This window comes from Clostridium sp. BNL1100, from assembly GCF_000244875.1.
In the GTDB taxonomy this organism is placed as follows: Bacteria; Bacillota; Clostridia; order Acetivibrionales; family DSM-1351; genus Ruminiclostridium.
Genome location: NC_016791.1, coordinates 1,295,955 through 1,321,628, shown reverse-complemented (window position 1 = coordinate 1,321,628; position 25,674 = coordinate 1,295,955). Strand labels below are relative to the sequence as shown.

23 protein-coding genes and 2 riboswitches are annotated in these 25,674 nt (G+C 37.0%); of the genes, 2 read left to right on the top strand and 21 right to left on the bottom strand.

The window, feature by feature from the left end; translation table 11 throughout:
- Nucleotides 1-50 precede the first annotated feature (50 nt).
- The 12 genes from CLO1100_RS05465 to CLO1100_RS05415 all read right to left on the bottom strand — a co-directional run bounded on the left by CLO1100_RS05465 (nucleotide 51) and on the right by CLO1100_RS05415 (nucleotide 11,727).
- Nucleotides 51-746, bottom strand: coding sequence for an LrgB family protein (locus tag CLO1100_RS05465; RefSeq protein ID WP_014312753.1), 696 nt, complete (start codon nucleotides 744-746; stop codon nucleotides 51-53).
- Nucleotides 743-1,093 (bottom strand): CidA/LrgA family protein, encoded by a 351-nt coding sequence (locus tag CLO1100_RS05460; RefSeq protein WP_014312752.1) that lies wholly within the window; start codon nucleotides 1,091-1,093, stop codon nucleotides 743-745. Before CLO1100_RS05460 ends, CLO1100_RS05465 begins: the two co-directional genes overlap by 4 nt.
- Nucleotides 1,093-3,066 carry an excinuclease ABC subunit UvrB gene (gene uvrB / locus CLO1100_RS05455; RefSeq protein ID WP_014312751.1) on the bottom strand — a complete coding sequence of 658 codons (1,974 nt, stop codon included), beginning with the start codon at nucleotides 3,064-3,066 and terminating at the stop codon, nucleotides 1,093-1,095. The genes CLO1100_RS05460 and uvrB overlap by 1 nt, the downstream gene beginning before the upstream one ends.
- Nucleotides 3,067-3,211: 145 nt before the next feature.
- Nucleotides 3,212-3,781: a manganese efflux pump MntP family protein gene (locus tag CLO1100_RS05450; RefSeq protein WP_014312750.1), complete on the bottom strand. Its 570-nt coding sequence runs from the start codon at nucleotides 3,779-3,781 to the stop codon at nucleotides 3,212-3,214.
- Between the two features lie 97 nt (nucleotides 3,782-3,878).
- Nucleotides 3,879-4,889 carry a tryptophan--tRNA ligase gene (gene trpS / locus CLO1100_RS05445; RefSeq protein WP_014312749.1) on the bottom strand — a complete coding sequence of 337 codons (1,011 nt, stop codon included), beginning with the start codon at nucleotides 4,887-4,889 and terminating at the stop codon, nucleotides 3,879-3,881.
- Between the two features lie 112 nt (nucleotides 4,890-5,001).
- Nucleotides 5,002-5,172, bottom strand: coding sequence for a hypothetical protein (locus tag CLO1100_RS20635; protein WP_014312748.1), 171 nt, complete (start codon nucleotides 5,170-5,172; stop codon nucleotides 5,002-5,004).
- A 147-nt stretch (nucleotides 5,173-5,319) separates the two neighbouring features.
- Nucleotides 5,320-6,261, bottom strand: a complete 942-nt coding sequence (locus tag CLO1100_RS05440) for an ABC transporter permease (protein WP_014312747.1) — start codon at nucleotides 6,259-6,261, stop codon at nucleotides 5,320-5,322.
- Entirely contained in the window at nucleotides 6,262-7,341 is a 1,080-nt protein-coding gene (locus CLO1100_RS05435; RefSeq protein ID WP_014312746.1) for an ABC transporter permease, read from the bottom strand. It abuts the gene before it with no gap.
- Nucleotides 7,341-8,870 carry an ABC transporter ATP-binding protein gene (locus CLO1100_RS05430; RefSeq protein ID WP_014312745.1) on the bottom strand — a complete coding sequence of 510 codons (1,530 nt, stop codon included), beginning with the start codon at nucleotides 8,868-8,870 and terminating at the stop codon, nucleotides 7,341-7,343. Before CLO1100_RS05430 ends, CLO1100_RS05435 begins: the two co-directional genes overlap by 1 nt.
- Nucleotides 8,871-8,993: 123 nt before the next feature.
- Nucleotides 8,994-10,157 carry a BMP family ABC transporter substrate-binding protein gene (locus CLO1100_RS05425; protein WP_014312744.1) on the bottom strand — a complete coding sequence of 388 codons (1,164 nt, stop codon included), beginning with the start codon at nucleotides 10,155-10,157 and terminating at the stop codon, nucleotides 8,994-8,996.
- 73 nt (nucleotides 10,158-10,230) lie between these two features.
- Nucleotides 10,231-10,803 (bottom strand): xanthine phosphoribosyltransferase, encoded by a 573-nt coding sequence (locus CLO1100_RS05420; RefSeq protein ID WP_014312743.1) that lies wholly within the window; start codon nucleotides 10,801-10,803, stop codon nucleotides 10,231-10,233.
- Nucleotides 10,804-10,986: 183 nt separating this feature from the next.
- A riboswitch (purine riboswitch) is annotated at nucleotides 10,987-11,088 on the bottom strand.
- Between the two features lie 141 nt (nucleotides 11,089-11,229).
- Entirely contained in the window at nucleotides 11,230-11,727 is a 498-nt protein-coding gene (locus CLO1100_RS05415) for a QueT transporter family protein (protein WP_014312742.1), read from the bottom strand.
- 320 nt (nucleotides 11,728-12,047) lie between these two features.
- Here CLO1100_RS05415 and CLO1100_RS05410 point away from each other — a divergent pair, with 320 nt between their 5' ends.
- Entirely contained in the window at nucleotides 12,048-13,448 is a 1,401-nt protein-coding gene (locus CLO1100_RS05410) for an NAD(P)/FAD-dependent oxidoreductase (RefSeq protein ID WP_014312741.1), read from the top strand.
- A 71-nt stretch (nucleotides 13,449-13,519) separates the two neighbouring features.
- On the opposite strand, the gene CLO1100_RS05405 is transcribed toward CLO1100_RS05410, so the two are convergent.
- The 4 genes from CLO1100_RS05405 to CLO1100_RS05390 form a co-directional block, all read right to left on the bottom strand.
- Nucleotides 13,520-14,041 carry a peptidylprolyl isomerase gene (locus tag CLO1100_RS05405; protein WP_014312740.1) on the bottom strand — a complete coding sequence of 174 codons (522 nt, stop codon included), beginning with the start codon at nucleotides 14,039-14,041 and terminating at the stop codon, nucleotides 13,520-13,522.
- A gap of 39 nt (nucleotides 14,042-14,080) precedes the next feature.
- Entirely contained in the window at nucleotides 14,081-15,562 is a 1,482-nt protein-coding gene (locus tag CLO1100_RS05400; protein ID WP_014312739.1) for a membrane protein, read from the bottom strand.
- 169 nt (nucleotides 15,563-15,731) lie between these two features.
- Nucleotides 15,732-17,918 (bottom strand): DNA topoisomerase (ATP-hydrolyzing) subunit A, encoded by a 2,187-nt coding sequence (locus CLO1100_RS05395; RefSeq protein ID WP_014312738.1) that lies wholly within the window; start codon nucleotides 17,916-17,918, stop codon nucleotides 15,732-15,734.
- 57 nt (nucleotides 17,919-17,975) lie between these two features.
- A complete protein-coding gene (locus CLO1100_RS05390) occupies nucleotides 17,976-19,958 on the bottom strand; it encodes a toprim domain-containing protein (RefSeq protein WP_014312737.1) in 1,983 nt (660 codons plus the stop codon).
- A 233-nt stretch (nucleotides 19,959-20,191) separates the two neighbouring features.
- Here CLO1100_RS05390 and CLO1100_RS05385 point away from each other — a divergent pair, with 233 nt between their 5' ends.
- The gene (locus tag CLO1100_RS05385; RefSeq protein WP_014312736.1) at nucleotides 20,192-20,782 is read left to right on the top strand and encodes a hypothetical protein; all 591 of its coding nucleotides are present in this window, start codon (nucleotides 20,192-20,194) and stop codon (nucleotides 20,780-20,782) included.
- Between the two features lie 59 nt (nucleotides 20,783-20,841).
- Here CLO1100_RS05385 and CLO1100_RS05380 read toward each other — a convergent pair whose 3' ends face one another.
- From CLO1100_RS05380 to CLO1100_RS05360, 5 genes are all read right to left on the bottom strand, one after another.
- Nucleotides 20,842-21,738, bottom strand: a complete 897-nt coding sequence (locus tag CLO1100_RS05380; protein ID WP_014312735.1) for a hypothetical protein — start codon at nucleotides 21,736-21,738, stop codon at nucleotides 20,842-20,844.
- Between the two features lie 49 nt (nucleotides 21,739-21,787).
- Nucleotides 21,788-22,312, bottom strand: coding sequence for a folate family ECF transporter S component (locus CLO1100_RS05375; protein ID WP_014312734.1), 525 nt, complete (start codon nucleotides 22,310-22,312; stop codon nucleotides 21,788-21,790).
- 89 nt (nucleotides 22,313-22,401) lie between these two features.
- Nucleotides 22,402-22,509, bottom strand: a riboswitch (THF riboswitch).
- 120 nt (nucleotides 22,510-22,629) lie between these two features.
- On the bottom strand, nucleotides 22,630-23,190 hold the full coding sequence (locus tag CLO1100_RS05370) for an FMN-binding protein (protein WP_014312733.1): 561 nt from the start codon (nucleotides 23,188-23,190) through the stop codon (nucleotides 22,630-22,632).
- 85 nt (nucleotides 23,191-23,275) lie between these two features.
- Complete coding sequence (locus CLO1100_RS05365; RefSeq protein ID WP_014312732.1) at nucleotides 23,276-23,533, bottom strand: DUF3243 domain-containing protein; 258 nt, start codon at nucleotides 23,531-23,533, stop codon at nucleotides 23,276-23,278.
- Nucleotides 23,534-23,707: 174 nt separating this feature from the next.
- A complete protein-coding gene (locus CLO1100_RS05360) occupies nucleotides 23,708-25,663 on the bottom strand; it encodes an S-layer homology domain-containing protein (RefSeq protein ID WP_014312731.1) in 1,956 nt (651 codons plus the stop codon).
- Nucleotides 25,664-25,674 lie beyond the last annotated feature (11 nt).

The window sequence follows — 25,674 nt, the reverse complement described above, 5'->3', positions numbered from 1 at the left end:
CTATAATATTGTACGAAAATAATTTAAACATGTATGAAACTTGTCTTATATTAAAAGAATCCAAATTTAAACAAAACAGTAGCAACTATAACCGTTACAAGTCCAGCAAGCCCAATAGCCAAGCCGCTCATAGCTCCTTCCGTTTCACCTATATCAACAGCCTTAGTTGTTCCTAATGCATGCGATGAAGTTCCAATAGCTATACCCTTTGCTGTCTTATCCGTTATTTTGCAAACTTTCAATAACCATTCGGCAAACACGGCACCAAATATACCTGTTATTATAATGGCAGCTACTGTTACGGAGGGTATTCCCTTCATCTGGGTTGATAATTCAATTCCAAGGGGAGTTGTTATAGACTTTGGTATCAGGGATGCAATCAGTTCTTTTGAAAGTCCAAAAGCCTTTGCCAGAGACCACACACTTAAAATTGCGGTTATTGATCCAATGATTACACCACCCAGTATGGCAACATAATCTTTTTTTAAGGAATTTAAGTTCTTATATAAAGGAACAGCCAGTATTACTGTTGCGGGTGTCAGAAAAAGAGAGATAAAATCTCCTCCCTTCTTATAATCCTCCAACGGAATGTGTAATGCCAGTAAAGTTCCAATAACCAACGCTATTGCAATCATTAAAGGATTGAAAAATGCTATCCTTGTTTTTTTGTTAATAAAAATACCTATCTCATAAGCCAATATTGATATAAGCAGTGCGAATAAAGGTGACCTTATAATTTCTTTCATTTACCCTTCCTCCCTTTTATCAACTGTATAGTCCAACCGGTTACAATCATAACAACAAAAGTTGTAACAAAACATATAACCAATATAGGAAGGATACTTCTCTTTAAAATTCCCACGTAACCAAGTAGGCCCACCCCTGCCGGAATAAAAAAGAATGCAAGATGATCTATTAAAAACCTGCTTATCTCACCTATTTTCTCCAATTTAATGACCCCGGTTATCAGGCAAATAAAAAGCAATATCATTCCTATGATACTGCCCGGGAGCGGAACATGCACTACTTTGTTCAATACTTCCCCTATAAAGCAAATAATTATTACGATTAAAAACTGCCTTAGTAGTTTCATTACTTCCCCCTGAGTGATTCTATCTTATCTCTTAATTCTGCTGCACGCTCAAATTGTAAATCAGCTGCTGCCTGCTTCATTTCCTTCTGGAGTTTTGCTATAAGTTTTTCAAGTTCCTGTTCCGACATTTGAGTTTCTTTCTTTCGGGTATAATACTTGTCCTCTTCTTCGGCAACCTTTGTGGCTTCCAGAACATCTCTTACGGATTTCTGAATAGTAGTTGGAACAATTCCATGCTTCTTATTGTAATCCATCTGAATCTGACGTCTTCTGTTGGTCTCACTTATAGCTCTGTGCATTGAGCCTGTAATATTGTCAGCATACATTATAACCTTACCTTCAGAATTTCTGGCAGCTCTTCCTATAGTCTGTATAAGTGATGTTTCAGAACGCAGAAAACCTTCCTTATCCGCATCCAGTATGGCTACCAGCGAGACCTCCGGAATATCAAGACCTTCTCTTAACAAATTTATACCAATGAGAACATCAAAAACCCCCAAACGTAAATCTCTTATTATCTCCATTCTCTCAAATGTGACAACATCTGAATGAAGGTACTTAACCTTTATGTCCAGTTCCTTCATATAGTCAGTCAAATCTTCAGCCATCTTTTTAGTAAGGGTTGTTACAAGGACTCTTTGTTTCTTCTCAGCCCTCATATTAATTTCACCGATTAAGTCATCTATCTGTCCTTTTACTGGCCTTACTATAATCTCAGGATCAATCAAGCCTGTGGGTCTTATAATCTGTTCAACTATCTGAGTAGAATGCTCTCTTTCATAAGCAGCCGGGGTGGCACTTACATATACCGCCTGATTCACTCGTTCCTCAAATTCATGGAATTTAAGGGGTCTGTTGTCAAAGGCTGACGGCAGTCGGAAACCATACTCTACAAGGGATTCCTTTCTGGAACGGTCACCGTTGTACATAGCACCTACCTGCGATACCGTAACATGAGATTCATCTATAACAAGCAGATAATCATCGGGAAAATAATCCATCAGTGTATATGGTGAACTTCCGGCTTCACGGCCGCTTATATGACGGGAATAATTCTCTATTCCCTGGCAAAAGCCGATTTCAGACATCATTTCCAGATCATATCTGGTTCTTTGCTCCAGTCTTTGAGCTTCCAGCAGCTTGCCTTCCATCTTGAACTGCTCCAGTCTTTCCTCCAGCTCTTTTTCAATAGTTACCATGGCACGGTCCATTTTAGGCCTGGTTGTAGCATAGTGGGAAGCCGGGAAAACAGCTATGTGCTCCCTTGTTCCAACTATCTCACCCGTGAGATAATCTACTTCGGTGATTCGCTCTATCTCATCACCGAAAAATTCTACTCTTAAGACCTTTTCGGAGCTGTTTGCAGGGAATATCTCCAGAACATCTCCTCTTGCCCTAAACCTTCCTCTTCTGAAATCTATCTCATTTCTTTCATACTGTATGTCTACTAGCTTTCTTATTACTTCGTCCCTGTCCTTCTGCATACCTACCCTAAGTGACAGCATAAGGTCGGTGTAATCCTCGGGGTCACCCAAACCATAAATACAAGAAACACTGGCAACAATAATTACGTCCCTTCGCTCAAACAGTGCGGCTGTGGCGGAGTGTCTCAATTTATCAATTTCTTCGTTTACGGAAGAATCTTTTTCTATATACGTATCAGTTGATGGTATATATGCTTCCGGTTGGTAGTAATCGTAATAACTTACAAAATATTCAACAACATTATTGGGGAAAAACTCTTTGAATTCACTGCAAAGCTGAGCTGCAAGTGTCTTGTTGTGTGCAATTACCAGAGTAGGCTTTTGTACCTGCTCTATAACTTTAGCCATGGTATATGTCTTTCCTGAGCCTGTTACTCCCAAAAGCGTCTGATGTTTTTGGCCTTCTTGTATGCCTTTACTGATTCTTGCTATAGCTTCCGGTTGGTCTCCCATAGGCTTGTACGGCGAAATAACTTCAAATTTATTCATAAAATTCAAACCTTTCTATACTTACCAGCCGGTACAGAAGTAAAAACTGATTAAATACCGGCAACATTTATCCCTCTTTATATAATAATAAAAAATATTATACCACATATCAAAGGAAAAACAAACATACGTTTGGTAAATATATCTAGCCCCCGAAGAACATATGCTGTACAAATATCTTTACGCCTATTCCCAGCAGAATTAATCCGCCGACGATTCCTGCACGCTTTCCAAGTAAATTACCAAACCTTTTGGCCAGCAATATTGCAGCTGTGCAGCATATGAAAGTTATAATACTGATAATTGTTATTGAATATAAAATATTTACATTGAGAGCAGACAAGCTCACTCCCACCGCCAATGCATCTATGCTGGTTGCAATTGCCTGTATTATAAGCAGCTTGAAGGTTAATGCAAATAACGAGCAGTCCTGTTCTTCATCAGCAGTAATAGATTCGTGAAGCATTTTTCCACCGATAATGACAAGCAAAATGAAAGCTATCCAATGGTCGAATCTTTCTATGACGGTTTCAAAGGAATTTGCTGCATAATAACCTATTAAAGGCATTATCCCCTGAAATACTGCAAACATTATTGCCATCTGAAGAATATGTTTTACATTTATTTTTTTGATACATAATGAATTTGATATTGATACGGCTGAAGCATCCATAGATAAACCTATTGCCAGCAAAATCAGTTCTGTTAAACTCATGTAAGCCTCCATTAAACTAAATGCGGTAGAATTGTATTACTTAAAAAAACAGGGAATCATTTCAATACACCGCAAGAAATGAATCCCTTATACTATTTTAACCTCTAGGCAAAAGACCAATTTTCCTTTGAACTTTTGAAAGGGTTTTTCTTGCCATGTAAGCAGCTTTTTCTGCATTTTCCTTTAGAATTAAGTTCAGCTGTTCCTTATCAGCTGAAAATTCGTTGAATTTCTGCTGAATTGGAACCAACATGTCAACTACTGACTGTCCTACTGTTTCTTTTAAATCACCGTAGGACCTTGCTTCAAATTCCTTTTCAATGTCACTGATACTCTTTCCGGTAACACTTGAGTATATACTGATTAAATTGCTGACACCGGGCTTGTTTTGCTCATCATAACGTATTTCACGCTCTGAATCGGTAACAGCCCTTTTAAATTTACGCATTACGGCATCCTGTGAGTCAAGAATCAGAACATATGCATTCTCATTTTCATCTGACTTGGACATTTTCTTTTCAGGTTCCTGAAGGCTCATTATTTTTGCACCAATTTTAGGTATAAATGCTTCGGGTATTGTAAAAGTATCTCCATATATGTTATTAAATCTATCGGCTACATCTCTGGTAATCTCCAGATGTTGTTTTTGATCCTGTCCGATTGGAACGAGATCAGCCTGATAAAGCAGTATATCTGCTGCCATAAGAACAGGGTATGTGAACAGGCCTGCATTTATGTTGTCACCGTGTCTTTGTGACTTGTCCTTGAATTGGGTCATTCTATTCAATTCACCCATATATGTGAAACAATTGAGAATCCATGCTAATTCTGCATGTGCACTGACATGTGACTGTAAAAACAGTATGCTTTTTTTAGGGTCAAGACCACAGGCCATATAAAGTGCCAGAAGATTTAAACTTCTCTGTCTTAATTCGGCAGGTTTTTGACGAACTGTAAGTGTATGCAGATCTACTACACAGTACAAGCACTCATACTCTTCCTGCAAAGGAATCCAATTCTTTATAGCACCCAGATAATTTCCTATGGTAAGGTTTCCTGATGGCTGAACACCACTGAAAATCCTTTTCTTTTGTTCTATCTGTTCCATCTAAAACACATCCTTACGAATTTATTTATTTAATTTCCATTATTTCATACCTAAAGATTTTATCTTAAAATATTGCCGATAACAAGGTATTTTCAAACATATTGCAAAATAATCAGTCTTTCCCCTGAGCCCTTTTATATGAAAAATATATGATATAGAATCCTACCGCAGCTATTAAGTAATATACACCTGAATTTTCCCGGCCTGACATTATTCGTATGATTCCAAAAACCAACAGCACAATTGAAAAAAATAAACTACCCAGCCTCAAAATCTTGTTCATGCCGGAACAACCTCCTGTTACAATAAAATATTAACATCAAACATATTTTAGCACAGAATTTATATTATGTAAGCAAGGGAAACAGAATTTTAAATTTAAAGCCGCAAAACCAAAGATTTCTTGGACTTTACGGCTTCTTTATTTATTCTATCGTTCTTCTCTGAAGTATGGTTCTCCAAGCGCTTTTGGCGGTTGGTTCTCCTTTGATTTTTTTATAGAAATCATAATAAGAACTATTATTGTTACCAGATACGGAAGCATGTCGAAAATGCTCTGTGGGATGGGGACATGGCTTTGGAGATATAAACCCAAAATACCCAATCCGCCGAAGAAATATGACCCCAGCATGGCTTTATATGGATTCCAGGTTACAAAAATAACAAGTGCCACCGCTATCCAACCTCTTCCTCCAGTTACACCCTCCTGCCATGACGGTACTGTAACCATTGACATATATGCACCGGCTATACCGCTCAAAGCACCTCCCAATAATATATGAAGGTATTTGTACATAGTAACGTTTATCCCTGCCGTGTCGGCGGCACCGGGGTTTTCACCCACAGTTCTCAGATTCAGGCCGGTTCTGGTTTTATACATATACAGCCCCATTAATACCGCTGCTACATATCCTGCATAAACAAGAATGTTCTGATGGAAAAAGGCACTTCCTATAACGGGAATGTCTCCAAGCAAAGGAATTTTGATAGGTTTGAAACTGTTTCTAATGGAATCCGACAAAGCCTGTCCAATCATCTTTTGTCCTAAAAAGCTTGAAAAGCCCGTACCAAAAATTGTAAGAGAAAGACCTGAAACAATCTGGTTTGCTCTTAACGTAATTGTCAAAAACGCAAAAATCAATGCACCTCCTGCTCCTGCAATCATTCCTGCAATCATACCAATTACCGGATTGCCTGTAGACAAGGCAGCGCCAAAGCCGATTACGGCGCCGATAAGCATCATTCCCTCAACACCAAGGTTTAACTGCCCAACCTTTTCTGTTATTATTTCTCCTAAGGTTGCAAATAGTAAAGGAGTTCCTGCTGTAACGGCACCGGCTAAAATAAATGTAATCATACTTACTAAACTCATTTATGCCGCCTCCTTTCCGATTTTATGTTCTATACTCCTGTTGCGTACAAGCTTATATTGAATGAAAAACTCACTTCCCAGGACAAAGAAAAGAATCATTCCCTGAAGTATTTGTGCAACAGACGAATGAATGTTAAAAGCTGTTTGAATATATGTTCCTCCCTGTTGCAGAACAGCGAAAAGGAAACATGCAACAACAATAACAGGAGCGCTCAAGCCCGCAAGCCAGGTTGTTATAATTGCTGTAAATCCGACCCCGTTTGCAACCTGATAACTCAGGGTATGATTTACTCCCGATACCTGAAACATACCGACCATACCGCACAAAGCACCACTTAACAAAATAGAAGACACAATTATCTTTTTTACATTCATACCGGCATATCTTGCGGTATTTTCACTTTCACCGATTACCTGTATTTCGTAACCTCTTTTTGTTTTATTTATAAAGATATGCATTAAAATTACTAATACAATAGCTGCAATCCATCCAATGTGGATACCGAAAACCTTGGGAAGTGAAGCATTTTCTGAAAACAATGCAATTTTACCTGCCCCAAGCGCATTTGGATCCTTCCATGGACCATATTGCAGATACATAAGAAATTTTTGTGCAATATAATTCATCATAAGGGTAAACAGTGTTTCATTTGTACCGAACTTTGCCTTAAAGTATGCCGGAATCAGCGCCCAAATACCTCCTGTGATTGCCGCAGAAACAAACATTAATAAAAGCAACAAGCCCGTAGGGATGTTTGAATGGTATAAAGCAAAATAACTGGCAGCGAAAGCTCCCATTATTATTTGTCCTTCCGCTCCGATATTCCAGAACTTCATTCTGAAAGCTACTGATATACCAAGGGAGGTAATAATCAGCGGGATAGCCTGTATTATTGCTTCCCTGAATCTGTACATGGAGCCGAATGAACCGTCAAGCATTGATACGTAGACGTCTATTGGGTTAAATCCTATTAACATTATAAATATACTGGTGGCAACAAGTGCTCCAAATATTGCAATGACTCTGAATATAACCGATTGTTTTTTTGTAAGGTCTGTCCTTTTGATAATTCTGAACATTACATTCCCACCCCCATTACCTTTTCCATCTGTTCTCCTGCCATCATGAGGCCCAGTTGCTCCTTGGTTATCTTTGATGCTTCAGCAATACCTGTTATTCTGCCGTTGCAGATAACCATTATTCTATCGCAAAGCTCTATTAGAACATCCAGATCTTCACCGATATAGAGTATACCTACACCCTTTTCCTTCTGCTCGTTAAGGAGGTCATAAATTGTGTAAGACGCATTGATATCCAATCCTCTAACCGGATATGCAGTTATTAGTAAATCGGGGTTTGACTCTATTTCACGGCCCAGAAGTACTTTTTGTATGTTACCCCCTGAAAGCTGACGTACAGGATGGTTAATTCCCGGTGTACTGATTTCCAGCTTATTTATTAGTTTTTGTGCCAGATTTCTTGCAGTCTTCTTTTCTATAAAAACACCTTTTTGATTCTGGTATTCTTTAAGAATCAGGTTATCAACCATTCCCATAGAGGCTACCAGTCCCATACCAAGTCTGTCTTCCGGGATAAAGCTCATGCTTATACCCATTTTGATTATGTCACGAGGATTTTTTCCTACGATATTTTCACCTTTGTATTCTATAGAGCCCGAAGCGATAGGATACAGACCTGCTATAGCTTCGCACAGCTCTTTTTGTCCGCTTCCTGCAACACCTGCAACACCCAGTATCTCTCCTGTTGAAAGGGAGAAGCTAATGGCATCAAGAGCCTTAACGTTTTCTTCATCTACTACTGTGAGATTATTTATATCCAATATAGTCTTATTATTTTTGTTTTCAACCCTATTAATTGAAAGATCAACAGCTTTACCGACCATCAAGTTGGTAAGCTCGGCGGCACTTGTATCTTCTTTGTTTACAGTACCTACTGTTTCACCTTTTCTTAAAACAGTAATTCTATCTGAAATTTCCATTACTTCATTTAGCTTATGAGTAATTATTATTACTGAACAGCCTGACTGCTTCATTTTTCTTAATATATTAAAAAGACCTTCTGTTTCCTGTGGAGTCAAAACTGCTGTAGGTTCATCAAGAATTAGTATTTCCGCACCCCTGTATATTACTTTTAATATCTCAACAGTCTGCTTTTCGCCTACAGACATATTATAAACCTTCTTATTAAGGTCAACTGCCAGTCCATACTTTTCAGAAATACTTTTGATTTTCTGAGAAAGCTGTTTGTTTCCTATAAAGAAACTTTCCTTCTGTCCGGCTATAATATTATCCTTTGCTGATAACACCTCCACAAGCTTAAAGTGCTGGTGAATCATTCCTATCCCCATAGCCATGGAGTCTTTAGGGGTCTTGAATGTAACCTGTTTTCCCTTGATGTATATACTTCCGCTATCCGGAGTGTATATACCTGAAAGCATGTTCATTAATGTACTCTTACCGGAACCGTTTTCCCCTAGCAATGCATGGATTTCACCCTTCTTTACCTCAAGGCACACATTATTGTTGGCGACAACAGGACCAAAGGTTTTTGTTAAGTTGTCAATTTTTATATACACTTCGTTTTTCACAGCATCACCTTTTCATATTAATTATTAACCTGTTAAAATTTTAGCAGTAGCCGATTACCGACTGAATCGGTTCTATCAACTACTGCTAAATTGTCATTACTTCAATGTATCAAAAGCCCCTGATTATTTGTTTATTTTTCCGTTTACACCTTCAACAAACCATTTGCAGGACTGCTGTTCTTCAACTGTCATAACTTTTCCTTCCGGAATCTTTACGGCACCTGTTTGATCCTTGATAGGACCTGCAAGGACGTTTAATGAACCGTCAAGAATCTTTTTCTTTGCTTCTTCAACCTTAGCCTTTATATCTGCATCAACCAAGTCTGACATTGGTCCTATATCAACAACTCCGTCTTTCATTCCGCCAAGATAATTCTCAGCTTTCCATGTTCCGTCCAGAATCTTCTGAACCTGATCGACATAGTATACTCCCCAGTTCCATACAGGAGCTGTCAAGTATGCCTTTGGAGCTGCCTTGCTGCTGTCTGAATTATATCCGATTGCAAATGCATTCTTTTCCTGAGCTGCTATTTGTGAAGCTGTTGAATCCTGGTGCTGAGCTATAACGTCATTTCCTTCGTTAAGAAGTGCTGTAGCTGCGTCCTTTTCAACCTGAGGATCATACCAGGTGTTTGTCCATTTTACATTTACAACTGCATCAGGGTTTACAGAACGAACCCCAAGTGTAAAGAAGTCTATTCCTCTGATAACCTCAGGAATCTGCATTGCTGCAACATATCCGACCTTGTTTGTTTTTGTCTTTAATCCCGCTACAATACCGGAGAGATATCTTCCTTCTTCAATCTGACCGAAATAGTTTACGAAATTAGTAGTATTTGATTTATATCCTGAGCAGTGGAAGAACTTAACGTCCGGATGTTCTTTTGCTGCTTTTTCAACAAAATCCATGTAACCGTAACTTGTAGCGAAAATAGCCTTGCAGCCTTGGTCTATAAGATTGTTAATTGATTTTTCAACTTCAGCTGTTTCAGGAACATTTTCAACTGCCAATGTTGTGATATTCTTGTCTTTAAGAGTAGTTTCGAGATATTTACGACCCTGATCATGCGCAAAGGTGTAGCCTACATCCCCAACTGATCCGATATAGATGAAGCCTACTTTCAACCCGTTACCAGCTGATGCGGATGAACCTGATGCTGTCGAGCCTGATGCCGTAGAGGTAGATGATGAATTTTCACTGTTGTCTGTTGCACTTAATCCACAACCGGATAATACTGCCACACAAACAAATACAATTGTTAGCATTAACGCCGTTAATCTTTTCATTTTGTTATCCCCCTATTTTTTAATAAAAAATTATATATTTTAAATGTTTCAATATTTAAGAAACATCAAATAACTAATCTGCAAAACTAAGCTTTCCGTTTTCCATACTGCTGATAATTGCAAGAGACTTAACATCAAAGCCCTTTTCCCTTAACAGTTTGCCGCCGTCCTGAAAGCCTTTTTCGATAGCTATTCCTATGCCCCCAAGCTTGGCTCCAGATTGTTCTACTATATGGGCAAGTCCCAAAGCAGCCTTTCCATTAGCCAGAAAGTCATCGATTATTAAAATGGTATCTTCTGAATTTATATAGTTTTTTGAAACCCGAATTGTATAAGTTTTTCCCTTGGTAAAGGAAAAAACCTCACTTAGATAAGCATCACTGTCCAGATTTCTGGATTCCGTTTTCTTTGCGAAAATTACAGGAACATTGAAATATTGTGCTGCAATACATGCAATCCCAATACCTGATGCTTCTATAGTAAGAATTTTAGTGATATTTTTATGGGCAAACTGATTGTAAAATTCCTTGCCCATCTCATTGAAAAGAGCTACATCCATTTGATGATTCAGAAATGAATCAACCTTTAATATGTCGTTTCCGATTACTCTTCCGTCTTTTAATATCCTCTGCTTTAAGAGTTCCATCTTATCCTCCGGTAATATAAATGTCATTAATCGCAGTAATATCCATACCTTTACAAAATGATACCAAATTCCCACATCCGCAGGAGGAGATACCATAAGTATTTAAACATTACGGACTTACGTCATAAATCTAAAAAACTCCCAATCAGAGATTGGGAGTTCAAAATCTTATAACAAAGTGCGATGTCTAAGATGAACACCCGTAGCAAAGCCATTTACGGCGGCTTCGTAGAAACTATCGGACCATATTACCGAAAATATACGGGATACTTTTCCTTAATTTAATTTTATATTTAAAAATATAAAAAATCAATTATTTGGAAAATATCTGTATTTAAATTTTTTTAAATAAACAAAACTAATAGTATTTCGACAAAATTATTTTATATTAGACAAAAGAAAAAATCAAGACAAATGTGAACATTTTTAAGAAATATCTTTAAAAAGTTCGTTTAATTTTCTTGTTCTCTCAATAAGCAACATTAATGGAAATCCAAGGACGTAACAAGATAGTACCTGTCCCACCCCTACTGATAGCATTGTAGCAAAAAGAGGCATATCATAAAGTACACTAAGCATAATTCCAACTGCTACGGCATTTACCAGCACCGCAGGAAGTGGTGCCAACCATTTACGCTTGGGCTTGTTATAGGTCAATTTATAAGTGAGGTAAGCTGCAAGGAGAGATGCAAGACTTCCTACAACCACGTCCCATATTCCGTTTCCTCCCAGAATATTTGCCAGAATACAGCCTACAAAAAGTCCGGGTATAGCTACCGGCGTAAAATACGGAAGTACCGTAAGTGCTTCAGCAAGCCTACTTTGAAGGGGCTGAAAACTTGTTACATAAAAAATCATTGTTAGAACAAAATACACGGCTGCTATCATTGCTGCCACCGTTAATCTTCTGATATTTCTATTCATTTTAACCTCCATTGCCGTGACAGAGTTCCTTAAAAAGCCTTTATACAAAACAAAATACTGCCCTGCATGTATGCAGGCAGCGTCGCCATAGTTTTGTTTTTAGACAGGATGGTCACGAACTGTCTTTTTATTTTGTGTAAAGTATATCACTTTTAATATAGTAATACAAACATTTAAACTAAAGTTACATAATTAAATTTTTCCATTTACTATTCTTTTTACGTAATGTATAATGTATAATTTGGGTAGACAATCTGCCAGCTACCAGACATTTTTTATGTAAATTAAAAAATTTGACATTTTGTATATGGAGGGTTTACATGAACAATTCAATGTACGACGTTGTAATAATCGGTTGTGGTATATCCGGTATCTTTGCCGGCTATGAACTGACAAAACAAAATCCCCAACTCAAGGTAGTAATGATTGAACAGGGACATGATATTACTAAAAGAACCTGCCCGATTGTTGCTAATAGGACAAAGGACTGTATCCGCTGTAAAACATGCGATATAATGCGTGGTTTCGGTGGTGCGGGAGCATATTCCGACGGTAAATTCAACTTTACAACTGCTTTCGGCGGGTGGCTTAATGATTATCTGCCTGATGACGAAGTTATGAATCTTATAAATTATGTTGACAATGTTAATGTTGAATTTGGAGCTACAAAGGAAATGTTCTCCACATATACTGATGAAGCGAAGGCTATTGAAAAGAGAGCATTGGAAAATGACCTTCATCTTTTGCAGGCATCAGTAAAGCACCTTGGTACAGAAAACAACCTTGAAATACTTAAAAGACTGTACAATTATCTTCTGGAACGTCTGGAACTTATGTGCAATACACAGGTTCTGAACATCGAACCCTGCAAGGACGGCGGCTATGCTGTAGAGTTACATGACGGACAAACCATTAACTGTAAGTATCTTATTGCAGCACCCGGAAGATCCGGCGCTGAGTGGTTTTCACAACAATGTAAAAGGTTAAAGCTTGACCTTATTAATAATCAGGTTGATATCGGAGTAAGAGTTGAACTGCCTGCCAAGGTATTTGAACACATTACCGATGTCGTATACGAATCCAAGCTTGTTTACAGGACAAAGCAATACGGTGACCTAGTGCGTACCTTCTGCATGAATCCATACGGACATGTTGTTTCTGAGAATGTTGACGGAATCGTAACAGTTAACGGCCATAGCTATACTGATCCAAAGCTGAGAAGTGAAAATACAAACTTTGCACTTCTGGTTAGCAACAGGTTTACATCGCCGTTTAATGAGCCTTACCAATACGGTAAGAGAATTGCCTCTCTTTCAAATATGCTTGGAGGAGGAGTACTGGTACAAAGGTTTGGGGATTTAATCAAGGGTGCAAGAACAAACCCTCACAGACTGGGTCAGAGCTTCACTCACCCGACGTTAAATGCAACTCCGGGAGATTTAAGCCTTGTATTAACAAAGAGACATCTGGACAATATCATTGAGATGATTTATGCTCTTGACAAGATTGCCCCGGGTACAGCAAATTATGATACACTGCTTTATGGTGTAGAGGTTAAATTCTACAGTTCAAGGCTTCAGCTGACTAACGAACTTGAAACCAAGCTTCCAAATATGTTTGCCATAGGCGACGGTGCCGGTGTAACAAGAGGTCTCTCACAAGCCAGTGCCAGCGGAGTTCTGGCAGCTAGAACAATTATAAACAGAATCAGTAATTCTTAATATATAAACAAAAAGCACTTTGTGTCAGTCAATAAAGACATGATACAAGGTGCTTTCTTTTATTTAACAGTTTATACTTTTTCAGGTTCCGGGTACTCTACGCCAAAAGTTTCAACAGTAACAATCTTCATTACCTGTGGTTCTTTTGGCTTGTCATTGTAGTCAGTCTTTACGCTTACTATTCTATCAGCTTCTTCAATTCCCTCTATTACCTTACCAAATGCAGCATATTGGCCGTCAAGGTGAGGTGCTTTTTCAACCATTATAAAGAACTGTGATCCGGCAGAATCGGGTACCATTGTTCTTGCCATGGAAAGAACTCCCTTGTCATGCTTTAAGTCATTTTTAAATCCGTTTGATGAAAATTCTCCCTTAATGCTGTAATCAGGGCCGCCCGTTCCTGTTCCTTCCGGGTCTCCTCCCTGTATCATAAAGCCGGGTATTACTCTGTGAAATATAACGCCATTATAAAAGCCTTTATTTATAAGAGAAATAAAGTTATTAACGGTATTGGGAGCAATTTCAGGATACAGTTCGGCCTTCATAGTATTCCCGTTTTCCAATTCAAATGTAACAATAGGATTTTTGTTCATATTCAGTATTCCTTCCAAAATATATATTTTTTGCTATACTTATTTTATAGTTTTATCAACTGTTGTCAAGTATATTCTATTGTGCCATAATTCTAAACTATTCTTTAAAAGAAAAGCCAGATACCGGACTCCTGATGCCGCCAGTATGAATATGAAAATCATTTGGAAATCCCGGTACCTGAACTGAATTTCTATAATGGTATATACTCCGAAATTGGCAAGGGTTATTAATAAAATTGGAATAAACCCTTTTGCATAATGACTTTTTTTGATTTCTGCAAAAACACCTATTGCAGCCATAAAAAATATGAAACAATAAAAAATCTTTTCCAGTTTTAAAATTCTTATTTTAAAGTTCTCATATACAATATGTTTTCCCAACAATGATATGCTGCTTTGATTTATGTATTTGAAACCCCAATCAATTGAATCATCCATTTTTACCCACATTTTTTTATGCTTTTGAATCATTAAATCCTTTATTTTTTCACGATCTGACAGCCTTTCTTTTATAATTTTCAAAGACTCTTGATTTCTGGCTGTACTATCTTTAATTGAAATCAGTTTTATGGCGTCCTCGTTAGAATAACAGCCCGTAGTATCAGGGTTTAATCCCACTACTATTTTATATAATGGAAAGTTGTTGTCCATTCCGTTCTGATTCACTCCTGAAATTTGTGTTGCCATGGACATACCTTTTCCTAAAAGCATATAGACAGTCACAAAACCTAAAATCCCTGCAGCTGTTTTTATCTTAATTTTTTTATCGGTATTTTTGTTTAATAATTCTATCATCGCCCAAATAACAAATGCAGCAACTACCACAATTCCCTGGGGACGAAAGGCATTTCCAATAGCAATCATTACAGCTGCCAATACAGTATTCCCTAGTGTGTTTGTTTTTCTGAAAACATACAGGTAAATTCCCAGTAATATAAAGAAATTGGATACATGTTGGTTTGTTAAAACAGAACATAAGAAAAATGTAGCAGGGTAAAAAAGGTAAATTACTGAAATGAATCTGGTATACTTATCGCCAACAAGCTTTTCCGAAATCAAATATATCAGAACATTAACACCCGCTATAAACAAACAGTTGCAAATTTTAAGACCTATAATATTACAACCAAGTTTAAGAAGAAACCCATAATATAGAACAATCCCCGTTTGATATGACCACAGACTGAAATATTTTGTATTTGAAAAAGAAAAATCACCCTGAGCAAATTTTATTGCTGCATTATAAATTAATTTAAAATCCGATTGTGGAATTGCATTATAACGAACCGCAACAAAGCCTTTAAGGCAGAAAGCCATAATAAACAATAATATTGCAAAAATTCTTTTGTCTGCCTTTAATCTGTATATAACTAAAAAAACACCTATACAAAAAAGCTCTAGAGGAAAAATATAGACTGCCGCTTTATTTTGTATTAAATAAACAAAGTTCCAAACAGATGTGATTAACAGATACACTAAGGATAATACCATTACTGTTTTTTCTGAGATTTTTTGTAACATATATCGCAACCTTTCAACTTTGATAAAATTGTAATTAATTACTTGTTTTACCATTATTGCATCAGTTTACTATATATGTCAATTATGTAATGTATTCTTAAATAAAACTCCACATCATTGTAATAAAACAAAAAAGTACCTGACAATTTGTCAGATACTTTAATATATATTATTCTAAATCCAGACTCATCTGCTTTTCAGTCTTATCTTCTTCTTTAATGTAACACCCTATCGCCGGAATATTTTTTGTTCGGTAGTAATCAATATTAGATAATACCATTTCATCCAATTTTTTTATGCTTGTCATAATACTGCCCTTTTTTGAAGTAAGAATCTGTACTCCCTGTGAGTTTTTTGTTGTTTTTACGTTAATACTTTCTGTATTAAACACAAGCATCTTATTAATGCTGCTTATTGCAATCAGCTCAAAATCCTCAGTTACAAAGAACATTCTTATAAGGGGTGAACCATCATAGTAAGCATTCGCAAGCTTTTTCCTGTTTGTCTTGGTGGCATATCCTGACAGACCAATTTTTGCACCCTTACCGTTTTCATAGAAGAATAGCATATAACCCTCGTAATTATCCGTTGCAGTAATATATATTATTTTTTCGTCACTATCCAGACCAAGGAGGTTGGTAAGATATTCTCCCAGACTGCTTGCCTTACAGTCTGGAATTTCATAAATCTTTGATTTATAAACGTTATATTTATTGGTGAACAGGAGTAAATCCGCCTTATTATGGGTCTCAATCTCCTGAACTATTGTATCTTCGTCCTTTAACTTATGTTCCGGATTTGCTCGTAAAGAAACCAATGGTATCTTTTTGAGGTAGTTCTGCTCAGTAAGAAATACCTTTAAGTTGTAGTCTTCTATAAAATGCTCTGTGGTAATTTCTTCTACTTGCTCATCGCTTATGATTTCGGTACGTCTTGGTTTACCGAACTTTTTAGCTATTTCGCTTAGCTGCTTTTGAATAATCTTTTTTACTTTCTTATCGTTTCCGTGGATATCTTTTAATTCTGCTATTTCCTTTATAAGATTATCCGTCTCGCCTACCCTGTTGAGTATATATTCCTTGTTAAGATTTCTCAGCTTAATTTCTGCTATGTAATCAGCCTGTATCTGGTCTATTTCAAAGCCGGCCATCAAATTCGGTACAACCATAGCTTCCTGTTCAGTTTTTCTAATAATTTCAATTGCCTTGTCAATGTCTAAAAGTATCTTTTTGAGTCCCATTAACAAATGAAGCTTATCACTCTTTTTTTGTATATCATATAATATCTGGCGTTTTATGCAGTCAACTCTGAAAGACAGCCATTCATTCAAAATAGTCCTGACACCCATTACTCTTGGCCTGCCATTTATAAGAATGTTGAAATTGCAGTTAAAACTGTCCTGAAGCGGAGTAAGTTTGAAAAGCTTTTTCATTAGTATGTCCGGGTCAGTATTCTTTCTGAGATCAAGGGTCAGCTTCAGACCACTTAAATCCGTTTCATCCCTGACGTCAGTTATTTCCCTGATTTTACCACCCTTTATCAGCTCGATTATCTGATCGATAATAGCTTCAACGGTTGTTGTATAAGGTATTTCAACAATCTCAACACAATTGTTCTCCTTATCGTAATTATATTTTGCACGAACCTTAAAGCTCCCTCTTCCGTTGTTATATATATCCCTTATTTCCTTTTCGGAATATATCAGCTGGCCTCCGGATGAGAAATCAGGAGCTTTAAGATAATCTTCGATAACTATATTTTCATCATCAATAAGTGCTGATGTTGTTTTGCATATTTCTTCAAGATTGAAACTGCAGATATTGCTGGCCATTCCAACAGCTATACCCTGATTTGCATTCACCAGAATACTTGGAAAAGTAGTTGGCAGCAAAACAGGCTCTTTCATTGTTCCATCATAGTTGTCAACAAAATCAACAGTGTTTTTATCAATATCTTTAAAAATCTCTTCACATATCTTATCAAGCTTAGCTTCAGTATACCTGGGTGCTGCAAACTTCATATCCCTTGAATATTGTTTTCCGAAATTTCCTTTAGAATCTACAAATGGATGAAGCAAAGCATTATTACCCCTGGTCATTCTTACCATTGTCTCATAAATCGCCATATCTCCATGGGGATTCAGTTTCATGGTTTGCCCTACAATGTTGGAAGACTTGGTTTTTGCTCCTGTCAAAAGGGACATCTTATACATGGTATAAAGAAGCTTCCTGTGGGAAGGTTTAAAACCGTCGATTTCAGGTATAGCTCTGGAAACTATAACGCTCATTGCATAAGGCATATAGTTACTTTCCAGAGTTTCTGTGATATTTTGTTCAACCAGATTTTTATGAGTCATTTTTTGCCTCTTTCCTTTATTCCGATATATTTAAAGTGCAGTGATTTCGTATTTTTGTTAGCTGACATCTATCATATCAAGATATTTGCTGCCATTATCCTCTATAAACTGCTTTCTGCCTGCCAGGTTATCTCCCAACAGTACGTCAAACATCATAGAAGTTTTCTCTACATCACTTGGCATTACCTTTATCAACCGTCTTGAAGCAGGGTTCATAGTTGTCTGCCACATCATTTCCGGCTCATTTTCTCCAAGTCCTTTTGAACGCTGTATTGTATATTTGTTGCCCTCAAGCTTTGTCAGAATTTCAGCCTTTTCCTTTTCCGTATAAGCAAAGTAGGATTTGTTTTTACAGGTTATCTCAAACAAGGGTGACTCGGCTATAAATACTTTTCCTTCGCTTAAAAGTGTAGGGACAAGTCTATAAAGCATAGTCAATATAAGAGTTCTGATTTGGAAGCCGTCCACATCTGCATCGGTGCATATAATTACCTTGTCCCACCTGAGATTTGCCAGGTCGAAGGTGTTTAAATCCTTGTTATGCTTTGATTTTATCTCGACACCACAGCCCAGTACCTTAAGAAGGTCTACAATAATTTCATTTTTGAATATGCTGTCATACTCAGCTTTAAGACAATTGAGAATTTTTCCCCTTACAGGCATGATTGCCTGAAACTCCGCATCTCTGCCCAGTTTACAAGCTCCAAGTGCAGAATCTCCCTCAACTATATAGATTTCTCTTTTGGTTATGTCCTTTGTACGGCAGTCAACAAATTTCTTTACTCTGTTGGAAATGTCTACATTGCCGCTAAGCTTCTTTTTTATATTGATTCTGGTCTTTTCGGCAGTTTCCCTGCTCCTTTTGTTAACCAGAATCTGCTCTATAATTTTATCACTCTCAATCTTATTTTCTATAAAGTAAATCTCCAGTTGCTGCTTGAGGAAATCAGTCATGGCTTCCTGAATAAACTTGTTAGTTATAGATTTCTTTGTCTGGTTCTCATAGCTGGTTATTGTTGAAAAAGAATTAACAACCAGTATAAGACTATCCTCAATGTCCGCAAAGGTTATTTTTGACTCATCCTTGTTATACTTTCCCCTTGTCTTTATGGACTTGTCAATTTCATATATCAATGCATTTTTCACAGCCTTGTCAGGGGCACCTCCATACTCAAGAAAACTTGAATTGTGATAGTATTCTAAAAGGTTGGTTTGATTGTTAAAACAGAAGGCAAACTGCATCTTTACCTTGTATTCCGGTTTGTCCTCTCTATCCCTGCCCTTTGCAGAACCTTCATAATACTGAATTTCAGTAAAACCTGTATCTTTTGTTATTTCTTTTACATAGTCAACTATTCCGTTTTCATAAAGGTATATAAAGGTTTCTCCTGATTCTTCATCCTTTAGAATAAATTTAAGCCCTGCATTGACTACTGCCTGTTTTTTTAATACCGTCTGATAATGTTCCAGAGGGATATCTATTTCAGTGAAAACATCTATATCCGGTCTCCATTTTTGAATTGTAGACGTTTTGTCACATTTACATTTCTCTTTTTTCAGGCCTCCGACATTTTCACCCTTTTCAAAGTGAAGGTCGTACCTGTATCCGTCACGGAAAACAGTAACATCAAAATATTCCGAGCTGTATTGGGTTGCACATGCTCCAAGTCCGTTTAATCCAAGACTGTACTCATAGTTTTCGCCTGAGTTGTTCTGATACTTTCCTCCTGCGTACAGTTCGCAATAAACCAGCTCCCAATTGAAACGTTCTTCTTTTGTGTTGTAATCTACAGGCAAACCTCTTCCCCAGTCCTGAACCATTATTGATTTGTCTGCAAACCTTGTAACTTCTATTACATTTCCATGGCCTTCTCTGGCCTCGTCTATTGAGTTTGACAAAATTTCAAAGAAAGAATGTTCACAGCCGTCCAACCCGTCCGAACCGAATATAACACCCGGGCGAAGTCTTACCCTGTCAGCTCCTTTGAGCGATGAAATACTCTCATTCCCATATTCATTCTTTCTATTATCCTTTGTCATTTGTAAAACCTCCATAAAATACTTGTATAATCATCCACCTAAACATTATTTATCAAACTTGTGTTCTCTGTCAAGTGTTATAAACTAACTTTAAGGCTGTACGGTGTATTATACCGACAAAAAAATAAAATATTTATGACAAGAAACAAACTTTATAATATAATAATTCTACGGGTAAAATTGGTACAATTTTCCGTAACTTTTTAAGCAAATTGAAGTCGGAGGAAAATAATATGAAACTAAGAATAACTGATAAAGACCTTGCGGATCTTACAGTTGAACAAAAGCAAAATCTCTGTGATTTATGGCTTCCCCAGGCATACGATGTTGCAGTTGCCAGTGTTTGTGTAGATGCCGCTGAGGAAAAATACAATCAGATTACATTTGTTATCGGAGGACTCAACATAACAAAGCGTAATGATATTATTCTCTACGATATGAAGTTTTTGCCTGATAATCTTTTCACAATACCGGCTGAAAATAATTCAGAGAGCGATACAGATACGGATACAGAACATCCTGATGATAGCCTGAATGATGATTTTGCAGAGGATTTCTCCATAGATGAAGATTTCAGTTTTGAGCTTCAAAGGCCTGAATCCTTTAACAAAGAGGATTGTCTTCCTCTGTTGGATATAGGACAAATGATTGATATTCTTGAACGGAAAAATTTCGGAGATTGCGAATTTTCCCTGTCAGTTGCATTTGATGACAAAACCTTTGATATGGGGAAAAATTCTTCTTTACCTGAAATGTATTCAGGTGATAGTAATAATTGCGAACTATGTGATATTTTATGGCATTCGATAAAGGCAATCCTATAAGGTAGTATATATAAAAAAGCCGTTCATACCTTTTATTCAATGTTATGAACGGCTTTTATTTATCCTTTATCAACTTCTGTGTTTCCAACACCTGTACTTAGCTCAACCTCAGGGCCGCCTCCGTTTATGTCTCCGTTAAAACTATTTTTGACTTTTTCATCTGAATCTATAAAGAAACCCGATAAATGTCCGAGACCGGTTTCTGCATTAAGAGACATCTTTGTATTTTCAGGTACTTTCAATCTAACATTTCCAACTCCTGTTGAGGCACTGAATGAAGTAACTTTGTCTATATCTCCGTCAAAATCTACATTGCCTGTACCCGTTTCAAGTGTTGTTTCTCCTGTTGCCGAAACGCTATCAAGGTCAATGTTTCCGGCTCCGGTATTGGCAGATATTTTGGCAGATATGCCTTTGATATCAATATTGCCAGCTCCTGTCTCTGTATTTAATTCCTTTACTCCTTCGGGAACTGATACAATAAAATTAACACTACACTTCAAAAGGCTTAATTCGTGTTTATTCCAATCCCAAAAATCATTACCGTCTTTTGTCTTCAATACAATATTTAAGTTTTCTCCATCCCTTTCCAAAAGTACGTCCATACTGCGAAATACGTCTTTTATTTCCTGAGAAGATACTCCTCTCAACTTTTTTTCAATTTCCACAACAAGTTTGGTATCGTTAGACTTTTTAACTGTTATGTTTCCGGCATTATTGTTAATGTTGAGAACTTCCTCGGTTCCAATTTCCTCAATAATTTTATTGTTACCCTCTTCTGACTCACTTCCGATAGCTTCTTCAGTAATAAGGTTGTCACCCTTTTTGTCAACTTGATGATTTGCCTCGAATATAGTATAGTCCTTACCGTTTATCCTTACACCGCAACCGGCTGTCAGAAAAAGCATACTAACTACTGATATAATTGCAATAGATGAAAAAAACTTCTTATTCAAATTCCTCATCAACTCCTAAACATCGTTTATAATAGATACGTAATAACTTTTAAAAAGTCTTATTTAATATTAAAGTATTTTTCACTGTTGACTCAATTGCACGCCATACATAATATATAAAAAACGTTTGTATTGGCAGCATTATTAAATCTTTTACGACTCTGGCACTTAATATGGCAAATGCTGCCTTGTTTGTTATAATCACCAGCCAGATTGTGTTGAGTACAACGGATGTTGAAATTATTACTGTGAGAACTGCAAAAAAGCATCTTTTTACTGTTATCTGCTTTTGATTTAGGATGAATCCGTACAAGAACCCCGATACAAAAGCACTTAATGTAAACCCCGGGAAGTAGGCTCCTCCTCTAGAAAAAATCAACATACCGAAAATATCTGCTATCGCAGCTGCCACACCTGCTGTATAAGGGCCAAGTATAATTGCCGATAAGGCTAGAGGGATAAAGTCCAATGATATTCTGATAATTGGAGTCTGAATAGATAAAAATCTTGTAGTGATAATTTCAATGGCAATAAAAAGACTTGCCAAAACCATTTTTTTGACATTTCCGTACACTATGTATACCTCCTTTAAATGTGAGGGACAAAATAAAAAGCCCCTTAAAAATTGTTGAAGCCACACAAAAGAGGTATTCCCTTTTTGGTGGCAGCGGAATGCGAAATTTGTACCGCAAACAATAAAATACATTGTTTTTCGTCCGAAAGGCAACTTCCCGTCCTTCCGGCACTTGACGCACAAAAATCTACTCTGCCAGTTTTTATGGTCTTATTTTAACTCCTTTTATTATAAAAACGCAATATGCATAATTATACAATAATCTCATAAAAAAATCCGGGAATATATACATGTTTATATACCCGGATTTTTTTGTTTTATTTCTTTGCTTTATCAAGTGCTCTCTGTGCTGCTATAGTCCAATTCTTTGTTGTTGTTGTCGCACTTGCAATGGTATCAACCTGTGCACTTTGTTTTTCAACCATATTCTTTGCCATTGTCTCTTTAAATTCTTTAAGATTAGGGTACTGTTTTCCATTATGAACCTTGCCGTCAAACAAGCTGTAATCAACTTCAGCCTTACCATCTTTGGTCAATCTTTTCAGTGATACACCGGAAATTTTTCCGTTCTTAACCGTAACCATTGCTTCTTCCTGTCCATTTTCCCATGGGTCACCTTTTGCAGAATAGGTTCCATCTTTATAGCTTCCTGCCTGAGCTGACTTTGTAGGAGTAGTTGTTGTTGGTGACGGAGATGCTTTTCCCGGTGTTGGAGAGGTTTGAGCAGGTGATGTAGGTGTAGTAGGTGATGTAGTGGTCGGTGTCTTTAAAGTCGGTGACGGTGATGTTGTTGAAGGTCCCGGTGTAGTGGCCTTATTACATGCTGACATACTTAAAACTAACCCTAATGTTATAACTAATGCAAAAATCTTTTTCATAAAAAGTTTCCTCCTATATAATGTTTTTAATTTATATATAATCCTTTTGTAAAGGATCATAAGGCTTTTATTCAAAATAATCTTACTAATCGCTTTTTACCAATTTTACAATCATATTGGCAAGTGTCTTTTTTTCTTCATCATCTCCTACTTTCCACAGTTCTTTCAAAACCCGTTGATGAACATTGTTCGGATCAACAACTGCATTAAGTACGTTCCCGACTCTATATGCAATACTGTCAACTGCCCGTTCCGACATGCCTGCTGCCTCTGCTGTATTCACTACCTTTCCCAGGCTGGATTTCCATTTCTCCCATTCAGAAGTTTCTGAATCAGAATGCATTTTTTCACCTCCAAGCTATTGTTGATATTATTATTAGTAAAATCAACAAATATATACAATTTTTCCATGGAAAATTTTTTTCTTGTTTTCTTAATAAAAAAAATATAACCCTTAGCCTAAGTGCTTAGGGTTATATCTTCCGATTTTAATACTATTATTGAGCTTTTTATGAATCTATTTCATACTTATAACCATTGTCTGAACCTTCCCCCCATTATTGAGAGGCCTGTCGCAGTAAAGCTTCACAGACGTGTAGGATGAATTTGTCCCGGTGACAATATCAGCTACTTTTTTTACAGAAATATTGCCGGCATAATCTACTAAATAAACTGTCATTTCGGGGCTGAACATATAAACCCAGTTATTAATCATAATACGCTTGCTATCTACAGCCTGAACAAACCAGCCCAGAGCATCAGGATCTTTAATTTGGGCAAAGGAATTTATACTAGTATTATACATTTTCATTTTAAAGACTGCTCCAACAGTTGCTCCCGGTATTTCAGCCTGAGTTGTATATGTATACTTATTTGAACCTGATAGTAAAGTGTAGGTGTATGAATTTACCCTTCCGTCAGGAACCTGTATTTTCTGAACTACACAGTCTTTATACTGTTCATCAAAAACATCGTTTATGAGCATGACATTTACATCCGAAAACGCACCCGTAGTTCCTATATACTGTACCTTTCCGGCCCTGAGTATTCCGTTTGGAATATCATTTAAGTTTACAAGTCTCACTGTAGAATCAGTGTAGTTAAATATTTTTATGTTATCCGCAGCATAGCCCTGATTAATCTTCTTTTCGTATTTATCTAACGTAACATCGGTTGGAGTCATATAAGTAAGGTTCATCAGAGTTATAGTATCTTCTGTAACAGCCGAATATTTTACCAGCTTCCATTTGTATTGTCCGGGGTCCTCTTTTACCTTGAAAGTTTTTGTAGTACCGTCTATCAGCATTAAATCCACAGTATAATAAATCTTCCCGTAGTCCGCTGCGTCCTTTGATACCACTGTTGAGGTGTTTTCAACAAATGCATAATCCTTGTTATCTGAATTGTCAGTATAATATGCTTCAACTACTTTACCGTCATATCCCAGAACTGAAGATACAGTATCTCCTACCTTAAAGGCACCTTTTGAAGAATTGAAACTGCTTATGTTTGCATAGTCTCCAAGCTGATATTCTATATTGTTTATTTTTATGGATTTGGGTGTGTATTTGCTTGGCAGAATGCTTGTAATCTGTCCGTCAACTTTGTTATCTACAACAAGGTAATAAATAAGTACATTCAGCTTGTTATATACAGGATAGACAACATCCTTGTCCTTTATATCGTTTAAGGTTATGGATTCTCCGATAGTACTTGTTGCAGGAGTAACTGAATTGTTTACAGTATTTCGTAATATAGGTAAACTTGTATTAAAAATTATACTTCCGAGTTTTTTAGTGCTTGGTTTAAAATTAAATGCAACCTCCGGTTTTCCATATATAAGGTTACTTTGGTCGTCAACCAGACCTACGGAATCTTTAAGGGTTTTATCGATATCTCCGGGGTTTACCTTCTTTATGTAAGTATTCATCATTCTGTCAATAACTACTATCACGGTTGTTACTGGAACTGAGTCTCCGCTTTTCAAGGTAAATCCTTCGGCAAGACCAAGGTTTGTTGCTTTCTCTATATATCCCCCGGGCCATCCTCCTACAATGTCACTATCCGTGTATCCTAAAGCCCTGATAACCGCAGTACATAATTGTGCCATTGTAAGTGCATTATTGGGTCTGAAGCTTCCATCAGCCAATGCAGACATGTAGCCCTTTTTAATTGATGCGTTTATATATCCGCAGTAAGCTGATTTTGTTGATACATCGGCAAATGTTGACGAGCCAGCCAGTGATTTAGCCATATCATTGTTGCCTGAGGCATTTACAATTATTTTTGAGAATATTGCTCTTGACATATTTCCCGTTGTCTTAAAATCCGAATCAGTGACCACTCCCAATGATTTAAGTTCATTGAAAGAATCCTTCCAGACAGTCTGGGAAGGTGTGGTTGCTGCAAATGTAACAACCGTTGATAGAGTTATAATAAAAGCAAGTGTTAATGCAAGTATCTTTTTGAACATTTTTTTACCTC